Origin of the sequence: Kitasatospora sp. NPDC017646, assembly GCF_044329365.1 — a bacterium.
Taxonomy (GTDB): Bacteria; Actinomycetota; Actinomycetes; order Streptomycetales; family Streptomycetaceae; genus Kitasatospora.
In genome coordinates this window covers 6597-21513 of sequence record NZ_JBIRJC010000020.1, presented here as the reverse complement: position 1 = coordinate 21513, position 14917 = coordinate 6597, and the positions used below count along the sequence as shown (strand labels likewise).

General features: G+C 73.5%; 5 protein-coding genes. All 5 read left to right on the top strand.

Going from position 1 to position 14917, the window contains the following annotated elements:
• The first annotated feature begins 246 nt into the window (after positions 1-246).
• The 5 genes from ACH4J0_RS27315 to ACH4J0_RS27295 all read left to right on the top strand — a co-directional run bounded on the left by ACH4J0_RS27315 (position 247) and on the right by ACH4J0_RS27295 (position 14892).
• Positions 247-1104: a sterol desaturase family protein gene (locus ACH4J0_RS27315; protein ID WP_396243244.1), complete on the top strand. Its 858-nt coding sequence runs from the start codon at positions 247-249 to the stop codon at positions 1102-1104.
• Positions 1105-1180: 76 nt separating this feature from the next.
• Entirely contained in the window at positions 1181-10483 is a 9303-nt protein-coding gene (locus ACH4J0_RS27310) for an amino acid adenylation domain-containing protein (protein ID WP_396243243.1), read from the top strand.
• Positions 10470-12149, top strand: a complete 1680-nt coding sequence (locus ACH4J0_RS27305; RefSeq protein WP_396243242.1) for a phytoene desaturase family protein — start codon at positions 10470-10472, stop codon at positions 12147-12149. Before ACH4J0_RS27310 ends, ACH4J0_RS27305 begins: the two co-directional genes overlap by 14 nt.
• The gene (locus ACH4J0_RS27300) at positions 12146-13828 is read left to right on the top strand and encodes a phytoene desaturase family protein (RefSeq protein ID WP_396243241.1); all 1683 of its coding nucleotides are present in this window, start codon (positions 12146-12148) and stop codon (positions 13826-13828) included. The genes ACH4J0_RS27305 and ACH4J0_RS27300 overlap by 4 nt, the downstream gene beginning before the upstream one ends.
• Positions 13825-14892, top strand: a complete 1068-nt coding sequence (locus ACH4J0_RS27295) for a zinc-binding dehydrogenase (RefSeq protein ID WP_396243240.1) — start codon at positions 13825-13827, stop codon at positions 14890-14892. Before ACH4J0_RS27300 ends, ACH4J0_RS27295 begins: the two co-directional genes overlap by 4 nt.
• Positions 14893-14917: the final 25 nt, after the last annotated feature.

The window sequence follows — 14917 nt, the reverse complement described above, 5'->3', positions numbered from 1 at the left end:
GGTGCCCCAGGAGGGGGCGCGGGACGGCGATGCGTCCGAGCGCCGTGCGCACCGCACTCCGGTGGCCCGAGAACCCGGCCGCGGATGTGCCCCGTTCGCGCCGCTCACACGTCAACTTCGTGCACTGATCTTCCGTCGATCGGGTTATTCATGGCGTTAACACGTCGAATGACTGACCATGTCGACGGCTCCCGCTAGAGTCTCTGACGTTTCCGTTCGTTAGTCAGCGAATAACTTGGGGGGAGCGTGCTGTCCGCCATCGCACGCCGGCTCGCGCATCCGTTCCTGCTGCTGGGGGTGCTGTGCACGGCCGTCGCGACACTGCGCTTCCACTGGACGCCCGACAAGGTCTCCCCGCTCGTGCTGATCGCCGTCATCGGCTACCTGGCGCTGCTGGAACGGGTGATCCCGTACCGTACCGACTGGCACCCCAGTGGCCGGGAACTCCGCCGGTACGGCGTCTACTTCGTGCTCAGCATGGTCGGCGGCGGGCTGGCCCAGGGGCTGGTGACCACGCTGGTGGAGCTGCTCGGCCCGGCCCGTCCGGCCCTGCCGTTCGCGCTGGAGATCCCGCTCGCCCTGCTGCTCGGCTCGCTCGGCGACTACCTGGTGCACCGCTGGTCGCACCACAACCGGTGGCTCTGGCGGCTGCACGGGGTGCACCACGTGCCGGACAAGGTGAACGTCGCCAACAACGGCGTGAACCATTTCCTGGACGTCCTGTTCGCACAGTCCGTGGTCCAACTCCTGCTGGCGTTGATCGGATTCTCGCCGGACTCGGTGTTCGTGGTCGGAATATTCGTCATGGCGCAGGGGTATTTCGTCCACGCCAACATCGACGTCCGCATCGGTCCGCTCGGCCACGTGCTGGCCGGCCCGGAACTCCACCGTCTGCACCACAGCACCGACCTCGCCGAGGCCGGCCACTACGCCTCCGACCTGTCGCTGTGGGACCACGTGTTCGGAAGCTTCACCTGGCGGCCCGGGAGGACCCCGGAAGCCGTCGGCCTCACCGACCCGGCCGCGTTCCCGACCACCGACGAGATCGGCGCCACCCTGCTGCACCCGTGGCGTCGGACGAAGACCACCGAGCAGTCCGCCTGACACCCAGGCCCCGACGAACCTCCCCGCGAGGCCGCCCCCTCGCCCGTGCCCGCGCCACCACCCCTCGGATTGGACCATGACCACCTCGCCCTTCGCCGTCCCCTGCGAACGGATCGCGATCACCGGAATCGGCTGCCGCCTGCCCGGACACGCCAACGACCACCGCACCTACTGGCGCAATCTGATCGAGGGCCGGGACTGTCTCACCGACACCCCCGCCGACCGGTACGACACCGGCACCCTGGGAAGCCGGGACCGGGCCAAGCCGGGGCGGCTGACCGGCGGCCGGGGCGGCTACATCGACGGCTTCGACACCTTCGACCCGGACTTCTTCGGGATCAGCCCGCGCGAGGCCGCCCACATGGACCCGCAGCAGCGCAAGCTCCTGGAGGTGAGCTGGGAGGCGCTGGAGGACGGCGGGCTGCGCCCCGGCGAGTTGGCCGGACGGGACGTCGGCGTCTACATGGGCGCCTTCACCCTGGACTGGAAGATCCTCCAGTTCGCCGACCTCGACTTCGCCACCATCGCCGCGCACACCGCCACCGGCACCATGATGACCATGGTGTCGAACCGGATCTCGCACTGCTTCGACTTCCGCGGCCCCAGCGTCTCGATCGACACCGCGTGCAGTTCCTCCCTGGTGGCCGTCCACCTCGCCTGCCAGAGCCTGCTCCGCGGAGAGAGCGAACTCGCTCTGGCCGGTGGCGCGTTGCTGCACATGGCGCCGCAGTACACGATCGCCGAGACCAAGGGCGGCTTCCTCTCCGCTGACGGCCGCTCGCGCGCCTTCGACGCCTCCGCCGACGGTTACGTGCGGGCCGAGGGGGTCGGCGTGGTGGTGCTCAAGCGGCTCTCCGACGCGCTGCGCGACGGGGATCCGGTGCACGCCGTCATCCTCGGCAGCGGCGTCAACCAGGACGGCCGCACCAGCGGCATCACCGTCCCCAGTGCCGACGCCCAGGCCGCCCTGATCGAGCGGGTCTGCGCCGAGGCCGGGGTGCTGCCCGGCAGCCTCCAGTACGTCGAGGCGCACGGCACCTCCACGCCGGTCGGCGACCCGATCGAGGCGGCCGCCCTCGGCCGGGTGCTGGGCATCGGCCGCCGGGCCGGGGAGCGCTGCTACGTCGGCTCGGTGAAGACCAACATCGGGCACACCGAGGCCGCCGCCGGCGTCGCCGGACTGATCAAGACCGCGCTGGCCCTGCGGCACCGCCGCATCCCGCCGCACCTCAACCTGGAGCGGCCCAACCCCGGCATCGACCTGGCCGCGCTGCCCTTCGACATCCCGACCGCCCCCGTCGACTGGCCCGAACACCGGGGACCGGCCCGCGCGGGCGTCAACTCCTTCGGCTTCGGCGGCACCAACGCCCACGTCCTGCTGGAGGAACCGCCGCCGCCCGCCCCCGTGGAGCCCGCGCCCCGGCCGGCCGTCACCGTACTGCCACTGAGCACCCGGGACGTCGCCGGACTGCCCGAACTCGCCGCCGCCGTACGGCGGGAGCTGGCCGCCGGCGTCTCACCGGCGGACCTCGGCCACACCCTGGCGCACCGCCGCCAGCACCTGCCCGAGCGGCTCGCGGTGGTCCACTCCGGACCGGCCGACCTGGACGAGGCGCTGGCCGCCTGCGAGCGCGGCGAGACTCACCCACAGGTCGTCCGGGGCCGCGCCCGGGAGCCCCGGCAGCGGCGCCTGGCCTGGGTGTTCACCGGCATGGGCCCGCAGTGGTGGGGGATGGGCCGGGGCCTGTACGAGAGCGAACCGGTCTACCGGGACGCCGTGCGGGCCGTGGACGCGGAGATCCGCGCCCAGGCCGGCTGGTCGCTGCTGGAGGAGCTCGGACGCGACGAGGCCGACTCCCGGATGGCCGGGACCTGGCTCGCCCAGCCCGCCAACTTCGCCGTCCAGCTGGGGCTTTCGGCACTCTGGCAGAGCCACGGACTGCGGCCCGACGCGGTGGTGGGCCACAGCACCGGCGAGGTCGCCGCCTTCCACCAGGCCGGGGTCTACGACCTGGCCGACGCTGTCCGGGTGGTGCTCACCCGCAGCAGGCTCCAGCAGCGGCTGGCCGGGACGGGCTCGATGCTCGCCGTCGGCCTGCCGGAGGCCGAGGCCGAGCGGCGGATCCGCCCGTACCGCAGCCGGGTCTCGCTCGGCGCCGTCAACAGCCCCTCCGCCGTGACCCTCGCCGGGGACACCGAGGCGCTGCGCGAACTGGCCGGGGAGCTCGAACGGCAGGGCGTCTTCGCCCGCCTGCTGGACGTCGAAGTCCCCTACCACAGCGTGCGGATGGACCCGATCCGCGGCGAGCTGACCGCCGCGCTGGCCGGGATCGCACCGCAGCCGGCACGGCTGCCGCTCTACCTGACCGCGCGCGAGGGGACCGCCCGGGGGCCGGAGCTGGACGGCGAGTACTGGTGGCACAACGTGCGCCACCCGGTCCGCTTCCGGGCCGCCGTCGAGCGGATGGCCGAGGACGGACACCGGGTGTTCCTGGAGGTCGGCCCGCACCCGGTGCTCGGCCACGCGATCCGCGAGTGCGCCGAACGGGCGCACACCCTGCCCTCGATCCGCCGCGGGCAGGACGAGCCCGAGCGCATCGCCCGTACTCTGGCCGAACTCCACGCCCTGGGAGTGGAGTTGAGCTGGGACGCGCTCCAGCCCGCCGGGCGCCCGGTGCCACTGCCGGGGTACCCGTGGCGGCGCGAGCGGTACTGGGTGGAGCCCGAACCGGTCGCGCGGGTCCGGCTCGGGCGGGTCGACCACCCGCTGCTCGGCCGCCGCACCGCCGCCGTGCAGCCTTCCTGGACCACCGCGCTCGACCCCGAGCGGCTGCCCTACCTGGACGACCACCGGATCGAGGGCAGGGTGGTCTTCCCGGCCGCCGGATACCTGGAGATGGCCGCCCAGGCCGTCCGCGCGCTGACCGGCGGCACCGAGGTGGTGCTCGCCGAGATCGAGCTGAACCGGGCGCTGTTCCTCTCCGACACCGAGCCCGTCCCCGTGCAGCTCGGCTACGCCCCCGAGGACGCCCGCTTCACCATCGCCTCCACCCCGGCCGGCGGCGAGCCCACCGTGCACGCGGGCGGGCGGGTCCGCACCGGCCAGCGCCGCTCCCACGGGCCCGTCGCCGACCTCGACGCGCTGCGCGCCCGCGGGCGGCACCTCGACGGCCCCGACTGCTACCGGCGTCTGGCCGAACGCGGCTACGACTACGGGCCCGCCTTCCGGGCCGTCGCCGAGGTGTGGACCGGGCCCGACGAGGCACTCGCCCTGATCCGCCCCACCGAACGGCTCGGCCCCGACGCGGCCGACCACCACCTGCACCCGGTGCTGCTCGACGCCTGCTTCCAGACCCTGCTCACCACCCGGCTGCACGCCCCCGGGGGCGGCGGCGTCCGGCTGCCGGTGTCGATCGAGGAGGTCCGCCTCGACGCGATCGGCTCCCGGCCGCTGTGGGTGCACGCCACCGTCACCCGGGACAGCGGCGAGGAACTCCTCGGCGACCTCGCCCTGTACGCCGAGGACGGCACCCCGCTCGGGCGGATCACCGGTTTCAAGGCCACCGACGTCGCCCGCGCGGCCGCCTCGGTGAGCCTGGCCACCATCGACGGCTGGCTCACCGAACTCGTCTGGCAGGACGCCCCGGCACCGCCGAACCAGCGGCCCACCCCAGACCTGCTGCTCTTCGCGGACGACGGCGGCCTCGCCGAGCGGCTCGCCGGGCTGGCCGCCGACCGCGGCGCCCGCTGCCACCTCGTCCGGCCCGGCCGCGCGTACGACTTCACGGAAGCGACGGCGACCGTACGGCCCGACTCCGCCAAGGACCTCCGCCGGCTGTTCGCCGACCTGGACCCGGCCTACCGGACCGTCGTCCACCTGTGGAACCTCGACCTGCCCGCCCTGGACGCCACCGACCCCGGGCAGCTCCACCGGCTCGCCACCCACGGCGCCTACTCGCTGGTCACCCTCGCCCAGGCCCTGCCCGCCGCCCGCCCGGACGGCCGACTGCACATCGTCACCCGGGGCACCCAGGCCACCGGGCCGCAGGACCGGGTCGAACCGCTAGGCGCCCCCGCCTGGGGCATCGGCCGGGTGCTCTGGCAGCAGGAACTCGTCGCCCAGCGAGGCTGCCTGATCGACCTGGATCCGGCGGTACCGGCCCGGGAGCAGGCCGAGGCGCTGCTCGCCCAACTCACGTCCGCCCCAACCGCGTCCGCCGAGCTCGCGTCCGCCCCAACCGCGTCCGCCGAGCACGCCGCCGACGACGAGCAGGAACTCGCCCTGCGGGCCGGCCGCCGGCTCACCAGCCGGCTGCGCCCCGCCGAGGGCCTCGCCCGACCGCTGCCGCCGGTCCTGCGCCCCGACGGCAGCTACCTGGTCACCGGCGGGCTCGGCGCGCTCGGCCGACTGCTCTGCCGCACCCTGGTGCGGCGCGGCGCCCGGCGGCTGATCCTGCTCGGCCGCACTGCCCTGCCCCCGCGCGCCGAGTGGCACACCGTCGACCCCGCCACGCCCGCCGGAGAGCGGATCGCCTTCCTGCGCGAACTGGAGGCGCTCGGCGCCGAACCGCTGCTCGCTCCGGTGGACGTCACCGACGAGACCGCCCTCGGCGCCTGGCACGCCGAGTACCGCGAGCGGGAACTGCCGCCGATCCGCGGGGTGTTCCACCTCGCCGGGCAGGTCAGGGACACCCTGCTGACCCAGATGGACCGCCCCGCCTTCGACGCCGGATTCGCCCCCAAGGTGGTCGGCGCCCACCTGCTGCACCGGCTGCTGCGCGCCGAGCCGCTCGACCACTTCGTGCTGTTCGCCTCCGTCGCCTCGCTGCTCACCACCGCCGGCCAGACCAACTACGCCGCCGGGAACGCCTTCCTGGACGCCCTCGCCCACCACCGCCGGGCCGACGGCCTGCCCGCGCTCAGCCTGGACTGGGGGCCCTGGGCCACCGGCATGATCGAGGAACTGGGCCTGGTCGCCCACTACCGCGACGCCCGCGGCATGAGCTCGCTGCCGCCGGATGCCGGCACCGCGGTACTGGAACGCGTCCTCGGGCAGGACCGCGCCCAGCTGCTGGTCGCCACCGTGGTCGACTGGCCGACCTTCCTCGCCTGGTACCCGGCCCCGCCGCCGCTGGTCGCCGAGCTGGCGGCCGGCGCCGCCGACCAGGCCCCGACCGGGACCGGCGGCTTCCTGGACGGCTACCGCACCGCCGACCCGGACACCCGCCGACAGCTGGCCACCGAGCGGTTCACCGCGGCCGCCGCGGCCGTGCTGCGCGCCGGCGCCGAGCGGATCACCCCGGACACCAGGCTCGGCGCCCACGGCCTGGACTCGCTGCTCGCCATGGAGCTGCGCGCCCGGGTGCACGCCGAACTCGGCGTCGCCCTTCCGGTGGTGGCCCTGCTCAGCAACGGCAGCGTCGCCGACCTGGTCGACCTGCTCGCCGCGGGCCTGGACGCGCTGCTCGCCGCGGAGGGCGGGCCCGAGCGGGCCGAGGTCGAGCTGCACACCGACGAGACCCGCTACCCGCTCACCCACAACCAGCAGGCACTGTGGTTCCTGCGTCAGCTGCACCCCGACGGCTTCGCGTACAACATCGGCGGCGCGGTCGAGGTCCGCGCCGAACTCGACCCGGAGCTGGTGTTCGCCGCCTTCGCCTTCCTGGTCGCCCGGCACCCCGGGCTGCGCGCCGCCTTCACCGCGGAGGAGGGGCGCCCCGTCCAGCGGATCCGCGCCGAAGCCGTCGCCGACACCGGGCTGTTCGACGTCGAGGGGCGCCCCTGGGAGGAGATCCACGAGCTGATCGTCCGCGAGTACCGGCGGCCGTACGACCTGGCCGAGGACCCGCTGGTACGGCTGCGGCTGTTCCGGCGCGGGCCCGACCGCTGGGTGCTGATGAAGGCCGTCCACCACATCGTCTCGGACGCGATCTCCACCTTCACCTTCATCGAGGAGCTGTTCGAGGTCTACCAGGCGCTGAGCCGGGGCCGCACACCCGAACTGCCCCCGGTGGCCGCCCGCTACCTGGACTTCCTCAACCACCAGAACCGCTTCCTGGCCGGGCCGCAGGCCCAGCGGATGCTGGACTACTGGCGCGCCCACCTGCCCACCGGGATGCCGGTGCTGGAGCTGCCCACCGACAAGCCGCGCCCGGCGGTGCAGACCCACAACGGGGCCTCCGAGTTCTTCCGGCTGGACGCCGGACTCACCGACCGCGTCCACGCGTTGGCCCGGGCCCACAACGCCACCCCGTTCATGGTGCTGCTCGGCGCCTACTACCTGCTGCTGCACCGGTGGTCCGGACAGCAGGACATCGTGGTCGGCAGCCCCGTCACCGGCCGCACCGAGGAGGAGTTCGCCTCCGTCTACGGCTACTTCGTCAACCCGCTGCCGCTGCACGTCAGCCTGGCCGGGGAGCCGACGGTGACCGAACTGCTGGCCCGGGTGCGGGAGAGCGTGCTCGGTGGGCTGGACCACCAGGAGTACCCGTTCCCGCTGCTGGTCGAGAAGTTGGGCCTCCAGCACGACCCGAGCCGCTCCGCGGTGTTCCAGGCGATGTTCATCCTGCTCACCCACAAGGTCGCGGTGGAGCGCTTCGGCTATCGCCTGGAGTACATCGAACTCCCCGAGGAAGAGGGGCAGTTCGACCTGACGCTGTCCGCCTACGAGGACCGTGCGGACGGCTGCTTCCACTGCGTCCTCAAGTACAACTCGGACCTCTTCGAGCCCGCCACCGTACGGCGCCTCGCCGCGCACTACCGCAACCTGCTGGACGCCATGACCCGGGCCGCCGAGGCCGAACCGGTCGGCCGGCTGCGGATGCTGGACCCGGCCGAGCGCCGGCGCATCCTCGCCGGGTTCAGCGGCGTCCAGCGGCGGATCGACCACGACGTGCCGCTGCCCGAACTGATCGCCAAGGCCGCCGCCGAGCACCCGGAGGCGGTCGCGGTGGTCGCCCCCGGCCGGGACGCCGTCCGGCGGCTCGGCTACGGCGAGCTGGACCGCCGCTCCCAGCGCACCGCCCTCCGGCTGCGCGAACTGGGCGTCGGCGAGGGCTCCGTGGTCGCCGTGTGCCTGGACAAGTCGCCCGAGCTGGTCACCACCCTGCTGGCGGTCTGGCGGGCCGGCGCCGCCTACCTGCCGCTCGACCCCGGGCACCCGGCCGACCGGCTGGCGTACCAGGTGGCCGACGCGGGGGCGTCCCTGGTCGTGGTGGACGAGCGGCACCCGGTCGCGGCCGACCTCCCGGCCCCGCTGGTCACCCTGGAGGAGCTGGACCGACCGGCCGCCGACACCGGACCGCTGCCCGCCGCCGACCCCGACCGGCCCGCCTACGTGATCCACACCTCCGGCTCCACCGGCCGCCCCAAGGGTGTCCGGGTCGACCACCGCCACCTGGCCGCCGTGACGGCCGGCTGGCGGGCCGAGTACCGGCTGGACACCGAGGCCCGGGTGCACCTCCAGATGGCCGGGACCGCCTTCGACGTGTTCACCGGCGACCTCGCCCGGGCGCTCGGCGCCGGCGGCACCCTCGTCCTGGTCGACCGCGAACTGCTCTTCGACACCGCCCGGCTCCACCGGGTGATGCGCGAAGAGGCCGTGGACTGCGGCGAGTTCGTGCCCGCTGTGGCCCGCGCCCTGCTGGCGCACTGCGAACGCGAGGGCCTGCGGCTGGACTTCCTGCGGCTGCTCGTCGTCGGCTCCGACTCCTGGAAGGCCTCCGAGCACCAGCGCCTGCGCGCCCTGTGCGGCCCGGCGACCAGGCTGGTCAACTCCTACGGGCTGACCGAGGCCACCGTGGACAGCAGCTACTACGAGGGCGCCGCAGAGGCGCTGGAACCCGGCCGGATGGTCCCGATCGGGCGGCCCTTCCCGAACAGCGAGCTGTACGTCCTCGACCGCTACGGCGAGCCCGTCCCCGTCGGGGTGCCCGGCGAGCTGTGGGTCGGCGGCGCGGGCGTCGCGGCCGGCTACCCGAACGACCCGGAGCAGACCGAACGGCGTTTCCGGACGCTCGACCTGGACGGCACGCCCAGGCGGCTCTACCGCACCGGCGACCTCGGCCGCTGGGACGCCGACGGCACCGCGCACCTGCTCGGCCGGATCGACAACCAGGTCAAGGTGCGCGGCCACCGGATCGAACCGGGCGAGATCGAGGCCCACCTCACCGCCCGGCCCGACATCGCCGAGGCGTGCGTGACGGTACGCCAGGACGCGGGCGGGGAAGCCGTCCTGGCCGCCTACCTGGTGCCCGCCGAGGGCGTCCGGCCGGACCGCCGCGAACTGCGCCGCCACCTCGCCGAACACCTGCCCACCGTGATGATCCCCTCCTACCTCGCCGAACTCGCCGCCCTGCCGCTCACCCCCAACGGCAAGGTCGACCTGGCCGCCCTGCCCGAGCCCGCCCCCGACACCGGCGACGAGCGGCCCGAACCGCCCGTCACCCTCTACGAGAAGCGGGTCGCCGAGCACTGGCGCAAGCTCCTCGGGCTGGCCGAGGTCGGCCTCCAGCACGACTTCTTCGAGCTCGGCGGCAGCTCCATCCGGCTGATCGAACTGATCCACCACCTCCAGACCGAGTTCGCCATCAGCATCCCGGTCGGCCAGCTGTTCAAGGTCACCACCCTGCACGGGATGGCCCGCACCGTCGAGCAGATCGTCACCGGCGAGCTGGCCGGCGGTCAGCCCCACCTGTGGTTCAACTCCGCCGCGCCCGAGGACCGCACGTTGTTCTGCTTCCCGCCGGCCGGCGGCCACGGCCTGGTCTACCGACAGCTCGCCGCCCACCTGCCCGAGCAACGGATCGCCGCCTTCAACTACCTGACCGGCGGGGACAAGACGGCCCGCTACGCCGACCAGGTCGAGGCGCTGCACCCGGCCGGGCCGTACCGGCTGCTCGGCTACTCGCTCGGCGGCAACCTCGCCTTCGAGGTGGCCAAGGAACTGGAGCGGCGCGGCCGCACGGTCACCTCGGTGCTGCTGGTCGACGCCTACCGATCGCTGGACGCCTTCGACCTCGGAGAGGAGCACGTGGCAGTCTTCGAGGACGAACTCCAGGAGCACCTGCACCGCCACACCGGCTCGCGGATCGTCGCCCGGGAGACGCTCGAACAGGCCCGGGACTACCTGGAGTTCTGCAGCAGAACCCCCAACAGCGGTACGGTCCGGGCCCAGTTGGACGTGCTCTGCGAACGCGGGCGCCTCGCCGTGCACGTCGGCGACGAACCGGGCTCCTGGCACGGCGCCTCCACCACCGGCACCACCGTGTACGTCGGCCACGGCAGCCATGCGGAGATGCTCGACGGCGAGTCCGCCGCCCGCAACGCCGAACTGGCGGCCGCGATCCTGGCCGGAGGCGCCGCCGATGGCCGGGGCTGACCGCGGGCCGGACTGGTCCGCCCGGGAGCGGCCGGCCGGCGGCCCGCCCCGGGTGATCGTGATCGGGGCGGGCCTGGCCGGCCTCGCCACCGGCTGTTACGCCCAGATGAGCGGGCTGGAGACCCGGATCTTCGAGAAGCACGTGCTGCCCGGCGGCTGCTGCGCCGCGTGGTCCCGCCGCGGCTACCTGTTCGACTACTGCATCGACTGGCTGATCGGCACCGCCGAGGGCACCGGCGCCCACCGGGTCTGGCGCGAACTCGGCGCCCTGGACGGCAAGTCGGTGACCCACTTCGCCACCTTCAACCGCGTCGTCGACGAACACGGCCGCTCCGTCACCTTCCACACCGACCCGGACCGGCTGGAGGGCCACCTGCTGGCCCTCGCCCCTGGCGACGCCAGGCCGATCCGGGCCTTCTGCCGGGACCTGCGCCGCTTCGCCGCGATCGACCTGCCCTGGGACCTCACCCCGCCGCCGCTGCGGACCACCGCCGAACGGCTGCGCACCCTGCGCGCGGTGCTGCCCGCCTTCCGGCTGTTCTGGCGCACCGGGACCACCCCGATGAGCGGCTTCGCCGAGCGCTTCCGGGACCCGCTGCTGCGCCGGGCCTTCCCCGCCATGTTCCTCCAGGAGCCGGCCGGCTTCCCGCTGCTGCCGTACCTGTACACCCTGGCCGCCGCCCACACCGGCAACGCGGGCTTCCCGCAGGGGGGGTCGCTGGGGCTGGCCCGCTCGGTGGAGGAGCGGTACACCTCGCTCGGCGGGGTGATCGGCTACCGCTGCCGGGTGGACCGGATCCTGGTCGAGGACGGGCGCGCCGTCGGTGTCGAACTGCGGGACGGCACACGGCACTTCGCCGATCACGTGGTGGCCGCCTGCGACGGCCCGACGGTGCTCGACCGGCTGCTGCGCGGCCGCTACTCCAGCCCCGCCACCGACCGGCTGTACGGCGAACTGCTGGAGAAGCCGGGCAACCTCTACCCGGCCGTGGTCTCCGCCTTCGTCGGGGTGGACGGCCCGCTGCCGCAGGGCGAACCGCACTGCAGCACCTACCTGCTGGCACCCGAGGACGCCGGGCGGCTGCCCGGCTCGCTCCAGCAGAGCCTGGTGGTGCAGCTGCGCTCCGCCTACGCGGAGGGCTTCGCGCCGCCCGGCAAGTCGGTGCTGCACTGCACCTACTTCAGCGACTACCGCTCCTGGAAGGACCTGCGGATGCGCGACCGCCGGGCCTACCGGGAGCGCAAGGAGCAAGTGGCCGCGTTCGTCCGGGAGTTCCTGGAGCGGACCCACCCCGGGCTGGGCGCGCGGATCGAACTGGTCGACGTCGCCTCACCGGTGACCACCGAGCGGTTCACCGGCAACACCCGCGGCAGCATCCTCGCCTGGCAGGCCTTCTCCGAGGCCGAGGACACCGTCAACCGCCTGGTCAACCGGGACCGGATGCGGCTGCCCGGGCTCAGCGGCTTCTCCATGGCCGGGCAGTGGGCCTCCCTCGGCGGCCTGATCCGGGCCGCCACCAGCGGCCGGTACGCGGCGCAGTACCTCTGCCGGGAACTCGGCCGGCCGTTCCGGGCCTGGCCCAGCGACAACCGGGAACCCTGGCACCCGGGCAAGTGGGGCCACCTCCCGCAACTCGACCGGGCCACCACGGGAGTGAGCGAATGAGCCCCAGGCAGAGCGTGGTCGTCGTCGGCGGCGGGCTCGGCGGCCTGTCCACCGGCTGCTACGCGCAGATGAACGGCTACCGGACCCGGATCCTGGAGATGCACGAGCTGCCCGGCGGCTGCTGCACCGCCTGGGACCGCGGCGAGTTCACCTTCGACTGCTGCATCAGCTGGCTGCTGGGCAGCGGTCCCGGCAACGAGATGCACCGGATCTGGCTCGAACTCGGCGCACTGCAGGGCAAGCGGATGCGCAACTTCGACGTGTTCAACGTGGTGCGCACCCGGGACGGCCGGGCGGTCTACTTCTACTCCGACCCGGACCGGCTGGAGGCCCACCTGGTGGACCTCGCGCCCGAGGACGCCCGGCGGATCCGCCAGTTCTGCGACGGGCTGCGCACGTTCCGCCAGGCGCTGGCCCGCTACCCGTTCCTCAAACCGGTCGGGCTGATGGGCCGCTGGGAACGCTGGCGGATGCTCGCCTCCTTCCTGCCGTACTTCAACGTGATCCGGCGCTCGATCTCGGTGCTGATGAGCGACTACTCGGCGCGGTTCCGCAGCCCGCTGCTGCGCGAGGCGTTCAACTTCGTGCTGTACGAGAAGCACCCCAACTTCCCGGTGCTGCCCACGTACTTCCAACTCGCCTCGCACGCCGGGCAGTCCGCCGGAGTGCCGGAGGGCGGCTCGCTGGGCCTGGCCCGCTCGATCGAGCAGCGCTACCGGCGGCTCGGCGGCGAGATCACCTACAACGCCAAGGTGACCGAGATCCTGGTGGAGCGGGACACCGCCGTCGGGGTGCGGCTGAGCGACGGGCGGGAGGTGCGCGCCGACATCGTGGTGGCCGCCTGCGACGGCCGCACCACGGTGATGGACCTGCTCAAGGGCCGCTACCTCAACGACACCTACCGCAGGCTCTACACCAGGACGCTGACCGAGCCGGGCATGGTCTTCCCCGGCTACCTGACCGTCTTCCTCGGCCTGCGCCGGCCCTTCCCGGCGGGCGACCCGTGCACCACCTACCTGCTGGAGGAGGAGTTCGCGGCGCGGCTCACCGGCATCCGCCACCCCAGCATCAACATCCAGTTCCGCAGCCGCCACTACCCGGAGCTGTCGCCCGACGCGACCACCGTCGTCTACGCCAGCTACTTCTGCGACATCGCTCCCTGGCGGAGGCTGAGCACCGGACCCGAGCAGGCGCCCCGGTTGCGGCGCGGCGAGGAACTGCACACCCTGCCGGTGGGCCGGGGCCGGGAGTACCAGCGGGAGAAGCGCCGGGTGCGCGACGCCGTCATCGAGTTCCTGGACGGCCACCACCCCGGGCTGCGGGAGGCGGTGGCCGTCCGGGACGTCTCCACCCCGCTCACCCAGGTCCGCTACACCGGCAACTACGACGGCACGGTGCTCGGCTGGCAGCCCTTCGTGGAGGGCGGGGAGACCCTGGAGGAGGAGATCAAGCGCAACGGTCCGGGACTGCCCGGCCTGGCGAACTTCTACCTCTCCGGCGTCTGGGCGACCACCGGCGGCCTGATCCGCGCGGCCGCGGCCGGCCGGCACGTCGTCCAGTTCATCTGCCGCGACGACGGCCGTCCGTTCACCGCCGAGGTGGACGACTTCGCCCCGCCACCCACCCTGATCACCGAAACGGTCGGGCCCGACGACCGGCAGTTTGGAGTCACCTCGTGAGTGATGTGGTTCGGATCGAGAAGTGGATCGTCCGCGAGCACGTGGACGGCGTTCCGGACGTGGACCGGATGTACCGGAAGGTCGTGGAGGAGGTGCCCGTCCGGCTGGCCGAGGACGAGATGCTGCTGCGCACCCGGTGGGTGTCGGTGGACCCGTACCTCCAGGGGATCGCGCTGGACACCCCGGTGGGCGACCACATGGGCGCCGACTCGATCATGGAGGTGGTGCAGGCCGGTCCCGCCGCGCGGTTCGCGGTCGGCGACCTGGTGCAGGGCTTCGGCGGCTGGCGCAGCCACGTGATCGGCGACGGCGCGTCCCGGCTCTGGCAGACCGGCACCTTCCCGATGGTCTTCCCGGCCTACCGGCGGCTGGACCGCGCGGACTACGACGAGCGGCTGCCGATCACCACGGCGCTCGGCCTGCTGGGCGGCCCGGGAATGACGGCCTGGGGGACGGTGGAGAAGTTCCTGGACGTCCGCCCCGGCCAGACGGTGCTGGTCAGCGGGGCCAGTGGGGCCGTCGGCTCGGTGGTCGGCCAGCTCGCCAAGCACCGGGGGGCCAGGGTCATCGGCACCACGGCGACCCCGGCGAAGGCCGAGTGGCTGGCGGAGCTGGGCTTCGACGCGGTGCTGAACTACCGCGACGGCGACGAACCGGAGCGGCTGGCGAAGGAGCTGGCCGCCCTCGCCCCGGACGGCGTCGACCGCTACTTCGACAGTCTGGGCGGCGCGCTCACCGACGCGGTCTTCGGGATGCTGGCGGTGGACAGCCGGGTGGCGGTCTGCTGGCAGTGGGGGAGCCAGGTGGGCGGTGAGTGGTCGGGCCCCCGGCTGCTGCCGATGATCATGTTTCCGCGCACCCTGATCCGCGGCGTCTTCGCGCTGGAGTGGTTCACCGACGAGAACTGGTCCGCGCTGCGCCGGGACCTCGGTGCCCTGGTGCGCAGCGGTGACCTGAAGTACCGGCAGACCGTCCACCAGGGGTTCGACTCCATCCCGGCGGCCTACCGCAGTCTCTACGCCGACCGGTCGGCGAGCCGGGGGAAGGTGCTGGTCGAGCTCTGAGCGGCGGCTCGGAGTGACGGCGTTT